The following is a 17294-nucleotide window of genomic DNA, read 5'->3' on the forward strand; positions in this document are numbered from 1 at the left end:
GTTTTTTACTCGTCTTTAACCGAAAGGACATCTTCCCAATTCCATTTCTCATAATACCACTCTGGCACATCTATATTTTCAATCCACTTCTTTTCATATTTCCCATCACTATGAGCAATCCATACATCAGCTTTCTTACGATTCGAACGGAGCCACATTAATTGGTTACTCTTCTTAATAAAAATAGGATTATAATCACCTTGGCTATTAGATGGCTTTGTAATTTGATGTTGTTCATCGTTTATACTATTTACCTCATATAAAGATGGTAGTGGTCTTTTTTCTAGAGGTACAGATAAATCTGCTTCCTTTACCCTTGAAATGATAATTACATTATCGTTCTTCCATGTGAAATCCCAATCAACATATCCTTTTGGAGTAAATGTGTTCTGCTGTAATGCCGGTAGTTCTTTTACTTTTAAATGTTTATTCTCTAATGCAACTCTCCCACTTCCTTCAATATAGGCTAATATATTTTTGGATGGCGCCCATTTGAACCATTGTGTGTTTAATAACATTGGATCTACTGTTTCAAAACGACTGCCGTCTGATCGAATTAAGCAAAGTGTATTACTATCCGCTGATAAAGAAGCTGTTGGTACTGCTAAAAACGAAATCCACTTTTGATCTGGCGACCACTTAAATCCACTTCCAACTAATGCTAAAAAGTCATCATGCTCATTCGGTAGTGCATATAAATGTTTCATCTTATGAGGATTCATATTTGCATCCTTTTGTATTTCATATAACTGAGCACCTGTCCACCCTGTTGGAAGCAAGTACGCTTCAGAGGAAACAAAAAATCTCTGTCCGTCTGGGTACCAAGCATAATCCCCTACACCATTGGCTACATTTTCAAAATCTGCTTTCTTTTTTTCAGCATCAAATGTATTTAATGTACCTGTAAATATAAATGCAATTATATTCTCTGTTGGTGACCATTGATAATTCGATGCTTCTGATTGAGATGGTGTAACTTTCTTTCCATCTTTCAGCCGATACAGTTCAAAATGATTTCGCTTCTTTCCTTTTGCATATGCAAGCCATTCTCCATTATGTGACCATTTCGGCCCTGTTATGTACTCTCCTTTTGTAATTTGTTTTTCTTTCTCGCCGACTTTAATCCATAGATTATGATTACGAATAAAGGCAACTTTCACTTCATTGCTTTCTGCGCCTTTAATCGCACTGGAACAGAAAAAAAGGAACAAAATCATGACTACACTTACTATAAACCTTTTCATATAGCACCCCCATTTTCCATCTTTAGCATTCCTCATATTCGGCTTACTATATGCAAATTTTATCCATTCGACATAATCCCAAAAAATTTCCCAAGAAATTTTCAATTCAAAGAGGATTGGTATGAATTATGTCGAAAATATAGTTTAGCCAACATTCGTTTTTATATTTAACGATAAAAATGTAAGATATTTTTTCGGGATATTAGCACTTTTTATTAGGGGGAGTTTCAATAAAAAAAACTACATCCACACTATTAAGTATGGCGCTCGTCTTTTCGAGTTTTGGAGCTTTAAGCGCCCATGCTGAGTCACTACAAAAAGAGAAGCAATTTAGTCCACAATTAAAAGCGAATATTGAACAATGGGGCGAAAACAAAATCGCGCAAAATGTTGAAACAAAAACATCAAAAGAAATTTCAGTCATTGTAGAATTGCAACATGCACCACTCGCTTCACAAAGTAACATTCAGCATGCTCCAGACCTAAAAAATAGCAATGTACAATCATACCATGCACAACTAAAAAAGGCACAAGAGGATACAACAAAAAAATTAAAGAAAAAGCACCGAAAGCAACAATAAAAGAAACGTATAGTACGTTATTTTCTGGATTCTCTATTTCTATCCCAGGAGATCAAGTTGCTGCTTTAGCTTCTTTACCTGAAGTAAAGGCAATTTATCCGAACTTAACATATAAGTTACACGAAACATCAAAAAGCGCTACTAACGAAGAAGCACCAAATATCGGCGGACCGACAATTGGTGCACCTGAAGCATGGAATTTAAAAGATCCATCTGGCAAACCGCTTGATGGAAAAGGTATGAAAGTAGCTATTATCGATTCTGGTGTAGACTATACCCACCCTGATTTACAAGCAAATTATATTGGTGGTTATGATACAGTTGATGAAGATAATGATCCGATGGATGGAAACGTCCACGGTACCCATGTTGCTGGAATTATTGCTGGTAACGGAAAAATAAAGGGAGTTGCTCCTAATGCTTCTATACTAGCTTACCGTGTCATGAATGATGGTGGTACTGGTACGACCGAAGATATTCTTCAAGGTATTGAGCGCGCTATTCAAGATGGTGCCGATGTTTTAAATCTATCTCTCGGTCAAGATTTGAATGTACCTGATCAACCTGTAACAATGACGCTAGAGCGTGCAGCAAAACTTGGTGTTACTGCGGTCGTCTCAAATGGAAATGATGGACCAAAACCTTGGTCTGTCGATGCTCCTGGTAACGCAAGTAGTGTCATCTCTGTTGGAGCATCCACTGTTTCTATTCCATTTCCAACATTCCAAGTAGCTGGTTCCAATAAATCTTATCAAGGATTACCGTTATCAAAAGCTAATTTCCAAGTAGGCAACGATGCTCAGCTTGTATATGTTGGCTACGGTAATTCAGGTGATTATGCTAAACAAGATGTAAAAGGTAAGTTCGCCCTTGTTTTACAAGGAACTTCGAGCACATTAGTAAAAGCAGAACAAGCGAAACAAGCTGGCGCTCTCGGCGTGCTATTAATTTCTAACGAAAAAGAAATTAATATTATGCCAGAATATTTCGTACGCGAAGATTTAGCTCTTCCAGTTATGCAGCTATCAAATACGAATGGTGAAGAGTTGAAGAATTTAATTACAAAGCGTAAAAAAAATATAAAAATTGGGCAACCAAGCCAGACGGAGCTAATTGGTCAATTTAGTTCAAGAGGGCCATCACAAGGAAGTTGGCTTATAAAGCCTGATATTGTTGCACCTGGAGTACAAATTACTAGTACTGTACCAAGAGGCGGCTATGAATTTCACAACGGAACAAGTATGGCTGCGCCACAAGTAGCGGGAGCCGTTGCCTTACTGCGTCAAATGCATCCGGATTGGACGACAGAACAATTGAAATCTGCTCTTGCCAATACTGCAAAAACATTAAAGGATGTCAATGAAAATACATATCCTGTTATGGCACAAGGATCTGGTTTAATTAACATTCCAAAAGCAGTCCAAACAGATGCATTAGTGAAACCGAATAACGTAAGTTTCGGTCTTATTAAACCTAATAGCGGCAAAGTGAAACTAACACAAAATATTACGTTACAAAATCTTTCTAATAAAAAGAAAAACTTTTCAACTCGTATTGAATTACTAGATACAAAAACAAAAATCCAGACTTCTTTCCCTTCTTCGATTAGTATGAAACCTAATAGTAACATCGAAAAGCCTTTTACTATTACTGTTGATAGCTCCTTACCACAAGGCGTATATACAGGAAATCTATATGTAAAAGAACAAGGAAAGACTGAAGAAATGCGTATTCCATTTACATTTAGCATCGATCCAAAAGAATACAAGCGTATTGACGGCCTTGAAATCGTTAATTCTACTTTCAGTCCAAATAATGACAAAATACTAGATGATAACCTAATCAATTACTATTTAGTTACGCCAGTTAAGGATATAGCGTTTCATGCTAATTTAATTACGAAAGACCGTGTGACATATCAAGGTATGGTGTATCAAGGTAAAAACGAAACACCTGGTTATAAATCTTTCAAATGGAATGGTACAAAAACTGATGGATCCCCTCTATCTGATGGCTTATACCAAATCGAAGCTGTTGCTTCTAACTCTGGCGGAGAAACAAAGCAAGCAGGAGCTGTGTTTATCGACCGAACTGCACCTAAGTTAACATACGAAGTTGACCAAGAAAACCTTGTAATTACAGGAAAAGTGGATGATATCCTACTAGATTGGATGACAGAATCTGGTTGGATAGCACCTGGTATTCCAGTGAGAATGCAATATGAAATTAACGGAAATGGTGTATGGGAAAGTGCATTCCTAAATTCTTGGGAGAAAAATTACGGCATTTATTTCGATCGTAGCCAATTACAAGAAGGAAAAAACACAATTCACATCGTAGCAACTGATGCAGCAGGAAATACAACCAATTTAAACGTTGATTTGGAAATAAAGTAATATTTTTTTGTTGACAAGCTTTTAAACATAGTTTTATAATACGAAACATAGTTTAGTTGAACAAATTATATATCGGCTTTGAAGGAATACTAGTAGCGACTTATATCCCTGTCTCAGAGAACTGATGGTTGGTGCGAATCAGTACACATACAAGCGTGAATTACAATTCTGGAGCTTCTTTCCCGTAGTGCACATAATGCATGAAGAGAAAGACGGAGTTTTCCGTTATCTTAAAGTGAGTGGTAAACAATTTTTCTGTTTACAATTAGGGTGGTACCGCGATTTTTATCGTCCCTATCGGATTTTCCGATAGGGGCTTTTTTGCGTCCTTCCCTTTTATACAACTTCATATATACGCATTGAAAGAATCGCAGTAGTATATTATATCCCTGTTACAGAGAGCTAATGGTCGGTGGAAATTAGCACATATATAAGTACGAATTACAATTCTGGAGCTTCTTTTTCGTAGTGCTTTTATGCATGAAGGAAAAGACGGAGTTTTTCCGTTATCATGAATTGAGATGTAAGTGTATTTTCACTTACAAATAGGGTGGTACCGCGATTCTTTCGCCCCTATCGGATGTTCCGATAGGGGCTTTTTCTATTTCTCAAAGAAACAAATGTTAAATAATTCCGAATCTTATGATAAAATTTTATAAGCGCTTACAATTTGAAAGGGGGTGGTATAAGCTATACGAAACCCATATTCAATTTTATAGAAAACAAGGAGGATGTCTAAATGACAAAGAAAACAGAAATCCCATCGCATTTAAAACCATTCGTATCCACACAACATTATGATCAATACACGCCGGTGAATCACGCTGTTTGGCGTTACATTATGAGACAAAACCATAATTTCTTAAAAGATGTTGCTCATCCAGCCTATGTGAATGGACTACAATCATCTGGTATTAATATAGATGCGATTCCAAAAGTAGAAGAAATGAATGATTGTTTAGCACCAAGCGGCTGGGGAGCCGTAACGATTGACGGACTCATTCCCGGCGTAGCATTCTTTGATTTTCAAGGTCATGGATTATTACCAATTGCAACAGATATTCGTAAAGTAGAAAATATTGAGTATACACCGGCTCCTGATATCGTTCATGAAGCTGCAGGCCACGCTCCAATTTTGCTTGATCGTACATATGCAAAATATGTGAAACGCTTTGGACAAATTGGTGCGAAAGCTTTCTCTACAAAAGAAGAGCATGATGCATTTGAAGCTGTTCGTACATTAACGATTGTAAAAGAGAGCCCTACTTCTACTCCTGATGAAGTTACAGCTGCTGAAAATGCTGTAATCGAAAAACAAAAACTCGTTTCTGGCTTATCAGAAGCTGAGCAAATTTCACGTCTTTTTTGGTGGACAGTGGAATACGGCTTAATTGGTAATATAAATGATCCGAAAATATACGGTGCTGGTCTCCTTTCCTCTGTCGGTGAAAGTAAGCATTGTTTAACAGATGCTGTGGAAAAAGTTCCTTTTTCCATCGAAGCTTGCACTGGGACAACTTATGACGTAACAAAAATGCAGCCACAGCTATTTGTTTGTGAATCATTTGAAGAGTTGACTGAGGCACTTGAGCAGTTCTCTACAACGATGGCGTTTAAAACAGGTGGCACAGAAGGATTAGAAAAAGCAATCCGCTCCGAAAATCATGCTACAACTGAGCTAAGTAGCGGATTACAAATTACAGGTACATTTACAGAGACAATTAAAAATGATGCTGGTGAAGTCATTTACATGAGAACAAGCTCTCCAACTGCATTAGCAATGCATAATAAACAGTTGGTAAATCATTCTACATCTGTACATAGTGATGGATTCGGGACACCGGTCGGATTACTAGATGGAGACATTGCATTAGAAAATTGCACAGAAGAACAGTTACAATCTTTAGGTATTACAATTGGAAACGGTGCAGATTTTACTTTTGCAAGTGACATTCATGTAAAAGGAACAGTAACTAACATTGTAAAGAATGATAATAAAATTGCCCTTATCTCGTTTATAGATTGTACAGTTACTTATAAAGATCGTTTACTATTTGATGCTTCATGGGGCGCATTTGATATGGCTGTTGGTTCAACAATTACTTCCGTATTCCCAGGTGCCGCAGATGCTGCAGCATTTTTCCCAATGAATGAAGAAGTTCAAGAAATTCCTGCTCCACTTGTACTGAATGAACTTGAACGTATGTATCAAACAGTTCGCGATATTCGAAATGAAGGTATTTTACACGACGCGCATATCGAGCAATTAGTAGCAATTCAAGAAGTATTAAGTAAATTTTATGCGAAAGAATGGCTGCTCCGCCTTGAAATATTAGAATTGCTTTTAGAGCATAACAAAGGGCATGAAACATCATCAGCATTATTACAACAACTTTCTACTTTCACAACTGACGAAGCTGTAACACGTCTTATTAACAATGGTCTTGCACTACTTTCTGTAAAGGATGTGAAAAATGATGCTACGATTAACTGAGGAAGAAGTTCAAGAGGAATTATTGAAGGTAGATAAATGGATGATAAAAGATGAAAAATGGATTGAACGAAAATATATGTTTTCCGACTACTTAAAAGGAGTCGAATTTGTCTCTGAAGCCGCCAAACTATCAGAAGAACATAATCACCATCCATTTATCCTTATCCAGTATAAAGCAGTCATTATTACTTTGTCATCTTGGAATGCAAAAGGTTTAACGAAACTAGATTTTGAGCTTGCGAAGCAATTTGATGAACTATTTTTACAAAATGAAAAAGCAATTATAAGAAAGTAAAAAGAGAAGCCTTCTTAGGCTTCTCCTTTAATTTTGAAATGAATACAATGTCCAAATGGATCCTCGACCTGTAATGTTCCATCTTTGTACGTAGCAATCTTGCCAATATTTTTTAAGCTTTCACATACTTGCTCTTTTTGTTTTTCCTCTGCTAGTACAATTGTGAAATATTTCAACCCAACGGAATTTGGCATTTGCGGTGGTATTCCTTCACCTTGCCACGTATTTAAACCGATATGGTGATGATAGCCACCTGCCGATACGAATAGCGCACCATTACGAGCTGGGATTGTTACTTCAAAACCAAGACCATCCACATAGAAACGTTTCGCTTCTTCTAAGTCAGCTACATGTAAATGAATATGTCCCATCACAGTACCAGCTGGGAATCCATTCCATGTACTGCCTTGCTGTAATAATCCTTCGCCATCTAACGGGTTACTAACAAATGGTAGCTCTCCATTTTCATCATGCCAAACTTCTTTTTGGCGATCATGATAAATTTCAATCCCGTTTCCATCTGGATCAGCTAAATAAAGAGCTTCACTAAAGTAATGGTCAGCCCCACCATGTAATGGGTGTACTCTCTCAACAAAATGACGAAGAATATTTGCTAAGTCTTGTCTGTTTGGTAATAAAATTGCGTAGTGATATAAACCAGTTCGACCTCTTTGCTTCGGAAGAGCGTTTTCCTTTTCTTCTATGATGAGAAGTGGCTCATTTTCCTCATTACCAAACGTAACTATTGTACTTTTTTCTTCCAGTACCTTCATACGCAATACTTCAGTATAAAACTCTAGTGATTTCTTTATATTTGATACGTATAAATGAACAACATCAAGTGTTGTGTCGGGATGAAGTTGAAAACTCATCTTGTTAGCCCCCATTTCATTTAGTTCTTCTTTGACATTTTCTCTTTTAAGAAATTATCTACAAAACCATCAGTCTTCGCAACAAATAAGTATGCACCCATCGCTAATAATGCAAGTTCTAACTCAAACCCAGGATTTTTCCCGTCTCCTAACAGGCCTGCTGACCATTTTACTTTCACAATCGCTCCAACCATAACAAGTGCAAATAATAAGCCAATATATCTTACACCTAAACCTAGAATTAACAATAGACCTCCAACTAATTCAACTGTTGCTACACCGTATGCAAGTCCTCCTGGTAAACCAATGCTTGTAAACCACCCTGCAATATTGTCAATTCCTGATTGGAATTTTGTTAAACCGTGCATAAAGAACGTTACCCCTAACACGATACGAATAATTAAGTTACCAATATGTTGATTCATTTCTTTCTCTCCTTTATAGTTTTCTTATACAAAACTTTTATTTACATTACAAAACATACACTAATTATTTTTATTCGTCAATTCATTTTTCATGAGAAAAAATATATTTTTTTTGCTATGATACAAATAGTTGTTTACAAAAAAGGAGCATGATTTTATGAATATCGGTTCTGCAATTCGTGAAATTCGTCAACGTAGAGGTATTACGATCGCCCAAATCTGTGAAGGAACAGGTCTTTCTAAAGGCTTTATGAGTCAAGTTGAAAACAATAAAACATCACCATCTATCTCAACTTTAGAAACGATCTCTAATTTTTTAAATGTTCCCCTTCCCTATTTATTGTTAGAACAAAAGGATCGTTTAAAAATTGTAAAAAAAGAAAAACGTAAATACAGTGTTTATGGAAAAGATGAACAAAGAATTGAGCATGTCGCGGAGCAAGGTGGCCTTCGCCTAAATCTCGTAGAAATTCCTGCTGGGTTTCCAAAAGAAAACTCACCAAATGCTCATGAAGGTGAAGAGTGTCATCTTGTATTACGCGGAAAACTAGAAGTTCAACATGGTGAAGACATTGCAATTGTAGAAGAAGGCGATTCTTTCTCCTGGAATGCATGCGTTCCTCATATTGTTCGTAATATAGGTGAAGAGTCTGCGTTATTACTTATCTCTAGTCATGCGGAAAATCGAAAACGCGTTTACTAATTGATAAAAAAAGAAGCCTGTTTCGTAACAGGCTTCTTTTTTATCCCCTTATAATTCCATAACTTGTCCCAACTAGTACGGTCTTTTCATGTTGATTACGATATACTGACTCAATTGAAACTTTTTTATACCCTTCCATTTGTTCAATATTTGTTAAAGTTAATTCACAAGTAATCGTATCCCCTGTAAAAACTGGCCTAATAAATTCGCTTACTAATTCCCTTGCTATGTAATGTAACTCTTCGCCTACTTTCGTCCCAATACTAGCCGTCAATAAACCATGAACCATTAACCTTCCATTCTCATCATATTCCATATGATGCCTACCTTTATCACCTGTAATATTGGCAAATTCGAAAACTTCTTCCTCGGTAAATCTTCTTTCATATTTAAATACATCCCCAACTTTTACATTCATTTTTATCCCCCATTTAATAAACTGAATTTTCTTTCATTTTATCATAAAATGAGTCTCAATTCAGTTTATATTAATTAAAATAGCAATCCTTTTTCTTCACTACCTTATAAGTTTATCGGTGCCCATCCTTTTTTGCTACTTGATACCCGTAGTACGCACATGTCCCATTTCTTGATAACTCTCTTACTTCAAAACCACAACTTCTATAAAAATCAAAATTGTTAGCGGCTGTATGTGCAAACCAATCACCATGAGGAAGCTTTTGCAAACAAAGAGCTACCAGTTTCTTACCTAATCCTTTCCCTCTATACTCACACTTCACAACTAAATTTACTATGTTAGCAACCATGATTTGATCAGAAATTACTCTAACCATCGCGACCATCTCTTCTTCATCCCAAATTGTGAAAGCCCATGTTGAATTTTCAAATGCTATCGAAAATTTTTCAATTTGCCAAGAAGGGATATTATCATTACTCCAACCAGCATCTTCAAATAATGTTTTAACTGCATATGCTGGCACTCCATTCGTTCCTTCACGAATAATTAGTCCATTATGATAAATATACATGTAATCCCTCCTTTTATTTTTATATACCATTCTTCAAAAAGTATATTTCACCTTTAAAAAAGTGAACTTTTTCATCCAACTCTCTTAATAGAATAAACTAAAACATCAATCCCATGAAATGCAGTAGTTTTTTCATAGCTAAGTCCTGTTTTTCTAGCTACAAATATTGAAGCTGGGTGGTTCGGATTAATAAGTGAAATTAATTTATTCATTTGTAATGCTTGAAAACCATAGTCTCGAAATGCCGCCGCAGCCTCTTTCGCATACCCTTTCCCCCAGTACTTAGGAAGTAGCCAATAGCCAATCTCAATTTCCTCTTTTCCATCTACCTTCTGTTTGACAAGCCCTGCATGACCAATTCGTATTCCCGTCTCTTTTTCAATCATTACAAATAAACCTAGACCATTTTTATAATTCGGAAGCACCCATTCCTCCAAACTTTTTTTGCATTGCATATATGTTTTTAACGTCCCATTTCCAATATAGCGCATTACCTTCTCATTCCCCCATAAAGACGCATAAAACGATAAATCATCCCTTGTATATTTACGAAATTGTAAGCGATCTGTATGGAACACTTTTTAACTCACTCCCATCATTTTGAACCTTATTACATATCAATATATTTCAAACTATATAAATGTTTATTAATTCACAAAAGAAAGAAAATTAAGTCTTGTAAAGGTGTATTATATCAAAAAAAAGCAGTAGACAAAAGAGTGTCTACTGCATCCATATCATAACTAGCAAAAAGAAAACTACAATTGAGGGGGGGTAGGATTTTCAAATATACTAGATACTTATCCCGTTCTAACGGGCGGTAAACTTTCCAATTATATTAAAGTGAAAAGTTTACCGCACATAAGAACTTTTACGGTGATTAAGAGAGCACCGTTAAGTACTTAAATACACGCTGTGCTTTTTCTCCACCCATTCGAGCATGTTGAAGAAGGGAAATACCATGTGGGCCAGATGCACGCAATGCTTCTGGTTGTGCTACTAAAATAGCTTGTACAACTTCTAACTCTCCAAGCATAGCTGCTGCAAAAACATCCATCCGAGCACCCTTTTCTAGTAAATAAAGAGCAATATCTTTACGCCCCACATGTGCTGCTGCTCCTAAAGCACTTTCCCAATCTGAACCGCCCCAATTATAAGAAGCATGAAGTAAGCTTGGTGATTCGAACAAAAGCTCCTGTACCCTTTCTAGATCTCCATGAGCTGCCATAACAAATTCTCTTACTAATTCAGTGGTAATACATTCTTCTGTTTGCATCGCTCTGCTCCTTTTTTAGAAATTCGTTTCGGTGTAAAAAATGGCTTGTCGCTTCCTTGAAAAATATCTACTTCTATGCCAAATACATGTTGAAACATTTGTTGACATAATACTTCTTCTGGTACACCGTCATACTGAATCTTGCCTTGCTTTAATACGAGTAAACGATCACTATATTGAGCCGCTTGGTTAATGTCATGTAAAACCATTATAATTGTCATACCAAACTCCTCGTTTAATCGTTTCACAAGTTCCATTACTTCCAACTGGTGAACGATATCCAAAAAGGTTGTTGGTTCATCTAATAATAAGACATTTGTACGTTGTGCTAGCGTCATCGCAATCCAAGCACGTTGTCTTTCTCCTCCTGACAAAGACTGTAAAAGACGATATTCATACCCTTCAAGATTTGTAACAGACAATGCCCAATCAACAATTTCTTCATCTTCTTTATTCAAGCGACTACTCCATGATTTATGAGGACCTCTTCCGAACTGTATTAACTCTTTCACTGTTAAATCTAATTGATGATCATGCATTTGTGGTAACATCGCTAATTGCTTCGCTACATCCACACTCTTCATCGTATGAATATTTTCCCCATCTAAAATGATATCTCCTTCGCTTTGTTTAAGTAGCCTTGCTATTAAACGAAGCAAAGTAGACTTCCCCGACCCATTCGGACCGATTAAACTAACGATTTCTCCAGCTTTAATATGTACATTCATATTTTGCATTTGAAATCTTTCAGAATGTGCGTAAAACACTTTGTTAACGGAAATCACGTTGTTTTCCTCCTCTATGAATTAAATATAAGAAGAACGGACCGCCCAAGAAGGACAATAAAATACCAACAGGCAATTCGATTGGATCGAACCAACTTCGAGCTATCGCATCCGCGAAAACAAGTAATATCCCTCCGCCAAGGCAGGATAATGGCAGTAAATATTTATAGTCATTTCCAACTAATAAACGTAACATATGTGGTACAACAAGACCGACAAATCCAATAAGTCCAGAAACACTAACCGCAATTCCAGCTAATAATGTACTTACTACTATTAAATAAAACCGACTTCTCTCCACGTTATGCCCTAATAATTTCGCCATTTCATCTCCTAGCATTAATACTCGAATATGCTTAATGCCAAAGAAAGCCAATATAATAGCGAATATTGCATAATAAATAATCATGTTTAAATGCGCCCAACTTACACCACCAATACCACCAGCTAACCACGGTAACACAGATTGTACTTTATCACTATGTAGTAACATTAATGCTGACGTTGCTGCACCAATTAATGCATTGATTGATACACCTACTAAGACGATTCTTGAAGGCGGTGCCCCTTTTTGCCATGATAAAGCGTAAATAACCATCGCTGTTATGAAAGCACCTAAAAATGCTCCTAGCGGTAAAAAAGCCATATGCTGAGGGAATAGAATCATAATTACAATTGCTACAAGACCTGCTCCGGATGAAACCCCGATAATACCAGGGTCTGCAAGAGGGTTTCTCATAACCCCTTGCAGTAATGCTCCAGATGTAGCTAAACACGTTCCTACTATAAACCCAACAAGCACTCTCGGTATACGAAGATCCCATACAATTCGATGAACTGTCGAATCTTCATCTTGTATCCCTGTTAGAATGTCTCCTAAAGAAAAGGATAAACTTCCTGCGAAAAGACCATAAAAAAGACCTAGAATCGTTAATACAACTAAAATAACTGCTGTTATCCATCTTTTTTTCGCAAAAGGATGTTCCTTTTCTCTTACTGCTTCACTACTCTCCATACTCATCATTTCCTTACATCTTGTATACTTTTATACATAAAGTCCATTGCTTCTGTTACTTTTGTTCCAGGATTTGATCCAAATAAATTTGGTGGCAAAATAACAACATGATTTTGTTTGACTGCATCTAAATTTTTCCACGCTTCATTTTTCATCATTTCGCCTTCAAATGCTTTTTTCACACTATTTGGATCTCCATGTGTAATTAAATAAATTACATCTGGGTTCGCCTCAATAATGCGTTCTACACTTAGCTGTGCATATTGCGGATATTCTTTCATTTCTGGAAAACCAGCTGCAATATTTTTACCGCCCGTTTTTTCTAAAATATCACCTGACAGAGATGTTGGTAACGCTGCTAAATAAGTGCCTGGTGCTCCATACACTAGTAATGCTTTAACGTCACTCTTTTTCTCATATTTCTTCATTTGATCATTAATTTTTTGATTAAGTTCTTTTGCTTTATCTTCTTTCTTCATCACTGTTCCATACATTTCAATACTCTTTTGAATATCTTTTACAGAATTGGCTGAAGAAATGATTACTTTTGTTCCTTGTCCTTCAACCGTTGGAATGTTCTTTTGGAATCCATTGTTAGCAACAAGTACATCCGGTTTTAAACTAGCAATTTGCTCAAAATTCGGTTGATGTGCATTCCCGATTACTTGCGCTTTCTTTAATTCCTCTGGGAGAGTTAATTTTGTATCAGGACGACCTACTATTTTTCCACCTAAAGCATGAATAATATCCATGTCTCCCATACTCAACGTAGCAAAACTTTCAGGAACTTTATTGAATGTTACCTTTCTGTTTGAGAGATCGGTGATTTCGATTTTGTCTGTTCCTTTTTCTGTTTTTGTTGCAGATGCTTTTTCGTTTTCCTTTGCACTGCAACCTATTAACAAGAAAAAAATAGATAAGATCGCTGTGAACAGTGTAATAGATTTTTTCATTCTTCCACCTCTAATTGATAATGATAATCATTGACTACTATTCTACTTTAATTGATAAGGATTATCATTGTCAACATGAAACGCATACATTTTCTACAAAAAACAAAAAAACGCTACAAAAAGATTTCTTCTTTTCGTAGCGCCCTATTTAACAATTTTCTTCATATTCGCTCTCCTCTAATTGGTCACGCATCGTTCTAACACGCTTAAAGAAGAAAAAAGCAAGAACTAAAAATACAATAATACTTCCCATCATAGCAAAAGACTGTACCATACTTTTTATTCCACTTGGAATTAATAAACCGATCATTAAAAATGTACTTATAGCTAAAAGTACTTGTGCAAACCGGGTATAATCTGCTATTTTTTCTTGTAATTCTTTCATCTGCTTATCACTCCCATCCTCACTTTATCACATTCTATCAAGCTTAAAGACAAGTAAATAGAACCAATCTGGGAGATGTTTTCCAAAGTAAAAAAGAGCCGCTTACTCGCGGCTCTTTTTTATCTATTATACGCCTTTATATGCTTCCATATAGATTTCTTTCAGCTCTGAAATGAGCGGTAATTTTGGATTAGCTGTTGTACATTGATCTTCAAAAGCTCTTTCTGCTAATAATCCAACAACCCCTTCAAATTGGTCTTTAGCAACTCCTTGTCCTGCAATACTCATATTTATATTTAAACTTTTTCCAAGCTCAATAATTGCTTGGACGAGTGATTCCACACCTTCCGCCGCTGAACTTGCTGGAAGCCCGAGCATTCTCGCAATATGTGCATAGCGTTCATCAGCCACAAAGTGCTCATATTTTGGGAACAATGCGTGTTTTCTTGGCTTAATAGCATTATAGCGGACTACATGCGGCATAAGAATTGCATTCGCACGCCCGTGCGGAATATGGAATTCTGGTCCAATTTTATGCGCTAAACTGTGATTAATACCTAGGAAAGCATTTGCAAATGCCATCCCTGCGATTGCGGAAGCATTATGCATTTTTTCTCGTGCTTCTTCATCATTTCCATCTTTATATGCTCTCGGTAAATATTTAAATACGAGATCAATTGCTTTTAATGCTAATCCATCTGTATAGTCATTTGCCAAAACAGACACATACGCCTCGATTGCATGCGTTAATACGTCCATACCAGTGTCTGCTGTTACATGTGGTGGTACTGTCATTACAAATTGCGGATCAACAATTGCTACATCTGGCGTTAATTCATAATCCGCGAGTGGATACTTTATATTATTTTTCTTATCTGTAATAACTGCAAATGGTGTCACTTCTGACCCTGTTCCTGATGTTGTTGGAATGGCAACAAACTGCGCTTTATTTCCTAATTCCGGATATTTACATGTACGTTTTCTTATATCTAAAAATTTCTGTTTAATGCCATAGAATGTTGTTTCTGGGTGCTCATAGAAGAGCCACATCCCTTTTGCCGCATCCATAGCTGAACCGCCACCAAGTGCGATAATTACATCAGGCTTAAAGCTTTTCATCATGTCCGCACCTTTAAATACGGTTTCATCTGATGGATCTGGCTCAACTTCAAAGAAAACTTCAACTTTCACATCATTTGCATGCTTACGTAAATAGTGCGTAACTGTATCTACATAACCGTGCTCAACCATCCCTGGATCCGTTACAATAAATGCGCGGGAAATGTTAGGCATGTTTGCTAAATATGCTGTCGCATGTTTTTCAAAATAAATTTTGGGTGGTAATTTGAACCACTGCATATTCTTTTTTCTATTTGCCAACCTTTTTATATTTAATAAATGAGTAGCTGTTACATTTTGAGAAACTGAGTTTTTCCCGTAGGAGCCACAACCAAGCGTAAGTGATGGAATAAATCCATTATATATATCACCAATTCCACCTTGTGATGAAGGTGCATTTACAATGAGACGGCAGGCTTTCATACGTAACCCAAATTGTTTTTGTACTTCTTTATTTGTAGAATGGATAACCGCTGAATGCCCTAGGCCACCAAGGTCTAACATTTCTTCGCAATATGTAAATCCTTCTTCTAATGAATTTGCCTTTACACAAGCTAACACTGGGCTTAGCTTCTCACGAGATAGTGGATATGATGCCCCGATACCTTTAATTTCAGCTACAAGCATTTTTGTATGTTCAGGTACAGTAATTCCTACTAATTCAGCAATATACTGCGTAGATTTCCCAACAATATCACTATTTACTGCACATGTATTTTCATTAATAACAAGCTTTTCTAATTTTTTTCTCTCTTCTTCTGTTACAAAGTAACAATTATTTGCAATCATTTCTGTTTTAACATCATCATAGATTTCCTTGTCTACAATGATAGCTTGTTCCGATGCACAAATCATACCGTTATCAAATGTTTTCGATAAAATTAAATCATTAACAGCGCGTTTTACATGTGCCGACTTCTCTATATAACATGGTACATTACCAGGGCCTACACCTAGCGCGGGTTTGCCAGTAGAATAAGCTGATTTCACCATACCAGCTCCTCCAGTCGCTAGAACGAGTGCAACACCTTCATGGTTCATTAATTGTTTCGTTGCTTCCACAGAAGGTCTTTCAATCCATTGAATACAGTGCTTTGGTGCACCGGCCTTCACTGCTGCATCATATACTGTTTTCGCCGCTGCAATGGAACAGTTTTGTGCAGAAGGATGAAATGCGAAAATAATTGGATTTCTCGTTTTTATCGCGATTAACGCTTTAAACATTGTTGTCGACGTTGGGTTAGTTACTGGCGTTACCCCAGCTACTACACCGACAGGTTCTGCAATTTCTATTACTTCTTCATGAGGATCTTCATGAATAATTCCTACCGTTTTATCTTTCTTTATACTATGCCAAATATATTCAGTGGCAAAAATATTTTTAATGCATTTATCTTCATATACACCACGGCCGGTTTCTTCAACAGCCAACTTCGCAAGTGGCATATGTTGATCGACACCCGCAAGCGCCATTTCATGAACAATGTTGTCAATTTGCTCTTGTGTAAAACTTTCTAATGCTTGTAAAGCTTGTTGACCGTTCTTCACTAACGTATCAATCATCTCTTTTACCTCTTGCATTTCATTTACAACTTTCTCTTTGACTACCATGTAAATTTCCTCCTATTCTGTTATCACGGTCATAATAAGTCCCGATTAGCGAAAAAAAATAGAGTTACCGTCCTACATGAATCCCATTGTTTGTGAAACATTTCACAAGTTTGTTCGTGAATAACATTTCATGAATTCAATATACATGAAA

General features: G+C 36.5%; 15 protein-coding genes, 1 pseudogene and 2 other annotated features. Of the genes and pseudogenes, 4 read left to right on the top strand and 12 right to left on the bottom strand.

The features are described 5' to 3' along the window. Positions 1 to 5 precede the first annotated feature (5 nt). A complete protein-coding gene (locus BAU27_RS19680; protein ID WP_071771698.1) occupies positions 6 to 1244 on the bottom strand; it encodes a TolB family protein in 1239 nt (412 codons plus the stop codon). A gap of 230 nt (positions 1245 to 1474) precedes the next feature. On the opposite strand from BAU27_RS19680, the pseudogene BAU27_RS19685 reads away from it, so the two are divergent. The 3 genes and pseudogenes from BAU27_RS19685 (at position 1475) to BAU27_RS19700 (ending at position 7010) form a co-directional block, all read left to right on the top strand. Continuing rightward, positions 1475 to 4221 (top strand): annotated as a pseudogene (locus tag BAU27_RS19685) (S8 family serine peptidase). A gap of 69 nt (positions 4222 to 4290) precedes the next feature. Further along, positions 4291 to 4520, top strand: a binding site (T-box leader). 51 nt (positions 4521 to 4571) lie between these two features. Further along, positions 4572 to 4799, top strand: a binding site (T-box leader). A 161-nt stretch (positions 4800 to 4960) separates the two neighbouring features. Continuing rightward, on the top strand, positions 4961 to 6715 hold the full coding sequence (locus tag BAU27_RS19695; RefSeq protein WP_071771699.1) for an aromatic amino acid hydroxylase: 1755 nt from the start codon (positions 4961 to 4963) through the stop codon (positions 6713 to 6715). Continuing rightward, a complete protein-coding gene (locus BAU27_RS19700; RefSeq protein WP_071747406.1) occupies positions 6696 to 7010 on the top strand; it encodes a 4a-hydroxytetrahydrobiopterin dehydratase in 315 nt (104 codons plus the stop codon). The genes BAU27_RS19695 and BAU27_RS19700 overlap by 20 nt, the downstream gene beginning before the upstream one ends. A gap of 14 nt (positions 7011 to 7024) precedes the next feature. On the opposite strand, the gene BAU27_RS19705 is transcribed toward BAU27_RS19700, so the two are convergent. Continuing rightward, the gene (locus BAU27_RS19705; RefSeq protein ID WP_071771700.1) at positions 7025 to 7882 is read right to left on the bottom strand and encodes a VOC family protein; all 858 of its coding nucleotides are present in this window, start codon (positions 7880 to 7882) and stop codon (positions 7025 to 7027) included. Positions 7883 to 7902: 20 nt separating this feature from the next. Then, positions 7903 to 8307: a DoxX family protein gene (locus BAU27_RS19710; protein WP_071771701.1), complete on the bottom strand. Its 405-nt coding sequence runs from the start codon at positions 8305 to 8307 to the stop codon at positions 7903 to 7905. 157 nt (positions 8308 to 8464) lie between these two features. Here BAU27_RS19710 and BAU27_RS19715 point away from each other — a divergent pair, with 157 nt between their 5' ends. Beyond that, positions 8465 to 9010 carry a helix-turn-helix domain-containing protein gene (locus tag BAU27_RS19715; protein ID WP_071771702.1) on the top strand — a complete coding sequence of 182 codons (546 nt, stop codon included), beginning with the start codon at positions 8465 to 8467 and terminating at the stop codon, positions 9008 to 9010. Positions 9011 to 9050: 40 nt separating this feature from the next. Here the strand turns inward: BAU27_RS19715 and BAU27_RS19720 are convergent, their stop codons facing one another. The 9 genes from BAU27_RS19720 to adhE all read right to left on the bottom strand — a co-directional run bounded on the left by BAU27_RS19720 (position 9051) and on the right by adhE (position 17143). Then, positions 9051 to 9428 (bottom strand): hotdog family protein, encoded by a 378-nt coding sequence (locus BAU27_RS19720; protein ID WP_071747409.1) that lies wholly within the window; start codon positions 9426 to 9428, stop codon positions 9051 to 9053. Between the two features lie 112 nt (positions 9429 to 9540). After that, a complete protein-coding gene (locus tag BAU27_RS19725) occupies positions 9541 to 9999 on the bottom strand; it encodes a GNAT family N-acetyltransferase (RefSeq protein WP_071747410.1) in 459 nt (152 codons plus the stop codon). 71 nt (positions 10000 to 10070) lie between these two features. Further along, positions 10071 to 10577: a GNAT family N-acetyltransferase gene (locus tag BAU27_RS19730; protein WP_000469117.1), complete on the bottom strand. Its 507-nt coding sequence runs from the start codon at positions 10575 to 10577 to the stop codon at positions 10071 to 10073. Positions 10578 to 10879: 302 nt separating this feature from the next. Continuing rightward, positions 10880 to 11275 (bottom strand): ankyrin repeat domain-containing protein, encoded by a 396-nt coding sequence (locus BAU27_RS19735; protein ID WP_071771703.1) that lies wholly within the window; start codon positions 11273 to 11275, stop codon positions 10880 to 10882. Beyond that, positions 11242 to 12060 carry an ABC transporter ATP-binding protein gene (locus BAU27_RS19740; protein WP_071771704.1) on the bottom strand — a complete coding sequence of 273 codons (819 nt, stop codon included), beginning with the start codon at positions 12058 to 12060 and terminating at the stop codon, positions 11242 to 11244. Before BAU27_RS19740 ends, BAU27_RS19735 begins: the two co-directional genes overlap by 34 nt. Beyond that, complete coding sequence (locus BAU27_RS19745; RefSeq protein WP_071771760.1) at positions 12047 to 13075, bottom strand: FecCD family ABC transporter permease; 1029 nt, start codon at positions 13073 to 13075, stop codon at positions 12047 to 12049. The genes BAU27_RS19740 and BAU27_RS19745 overlap by 14 nt, the downstream gene beginning before the upstream one ends. A gap of 5 nt (positions 13076 to 13080) precedes the next feature. Then, positions 13081 to 14028: a helical backbone metal receptor gene (locus BAU27_RS19750; RefSeq protein ID WP_071771705.1), complete on the bottom strand. Its 948-nt coding sequence runs from the start codon at positions 14026 to 14028 to the stop codon at positions 13081 to 13083. 148 nt (positions 14029 to 14176) lie between these two features. Further along, positions 14177 to 14413 carry a YrhC family protein gene (locus tag BAU27_RS19760; protein ID WP_071747414.1) on the bottom strand — a complete coding sequence of 79 codons (237 nt, stop codon included), beginning with the start codon at positions 14411 to 14413 and terminating at the stop codon, positions 14177 to 14179. 126 nt (positions 14414 to 14539) lie between these two features. Then, positions 14540 to 17143 carry a bifunctional acetaldehyde-CoA/alcohol dehydrogenase gene (gene adhE / locus BAU27_RS19765; protein WP_071771706.1) on the bottom strand — a complete coding sequence of 868 codons (2604 nt, stop codon included), beginning with the start codon at positions 17141 to 17143 and terminating at the stop codon, positions 14540 to 14542. Positions 17144 to 17294: the final 151 nt, after the last annotated feature.

The sequence above is a fragment of the Bacillus sp. NH11B genome (assembly GCF_001884205.1).
Lineage (GTDB): Bacteria > Bacillota > Bacilli > Bacillales > Bacillaceae_G > Bacillus_A > Bacillus_A proteolyticus.

Excerpts from the sequence above, each read along its gene's own strand:
- BAU27_RS19680 (WP_071771698.1), bottom strand. The coding sequence starts at position 1,244 with ATGAAAAGGTTTATAGTAAGTGTAGTCATGATTTTGTTCCTTTTTTTC.
- BAU27_RS19695 (WP_071771699.1), top strand. The coding sequence starts at position 4,961 with ATGACAAAGAAAACAGAAATCCCATCGCATTTAAAACCATTCGTATCC.
- BAU27_RS19700 (WP_071747406.1), top strand. The coding sequence starts at position 6,696 with ATGATGCTACGATTAACTGAGGAAGAAGTTCAAGAGGAATTATTGAAG.
- BAU27_RS19705 (WP_071771700.1), bottom strand. The coding sequence starts at position 7,882 with ATGAGTTTTCAACTTCATCCCGACACAACACTTGATGTTGTTCATTTA.
- BAU27_RS19710 (WP_071771701.1), bottom strand. The coding sequence starts at position 8,307 with ATGAATCAACATATTGGTAACTTAATTATTCGTATCGTGTTAGGGGTA.
- BAU27_RS19715 (WP_071771702.1), top strand. The coding sequence starts at position 8,465 with ATGAATATCGGTTCTGCAATTCGTGAAATTCGTCAACGTAGAGGTATT.
- BAU27_RS19720 (WP_071747409.1), bottom strand. The coding sequence starts at position 9,428 with ATGAATGTAAAAGTTGGGGATGTATTTAAATATGAAAGAAGATTTACC.
- BAU27_RS19725 (WP_071747410.1), bottom strand. The coding sequence starts at position 9,999 with ATGTATATTTATCATAATGGACTAATTATTCGTGAAGGAACGAATGGA.
- BAU27_RS19735 (WP_071771703.1), bottom strand. The coding sequence starts at position 11,275 with ATGCAAACAGAAGAATGTATTACCACTGAATTAGTAAGAGAATTTGTT.
- BAU27_RS19745 (WP_071771760.1), bottom strand. The coding sequence starts at position 13,075 with ATGGAGAGTAGTGAAGCAGTAAGAGAAAAGGAACATCCTTTTGCGAAA.
- BAU27_RS19750 (WP_071771705.1), bottom strand. The coding sequence starts at position 14,028 with ATGAAAAAATCTATTACACTGTTCACAGCGATCTTATCTATTTTTTTC.
- BAU27_RS19760 (WP_071747414.1), bottom strand. The coding sequence starts at position 14,413 with ATGAAAGAATTACAAGAAAAAATAGCAGATTATACCCGGTTTGCACAA.
- adhE (WP_071771706.1), bottom strand. The coding sequence starts at position 17,143 with ATGGTAGTCAAAGAGAAAGTTGTAAATGAAATGCAAGAGGTAAAAGAG.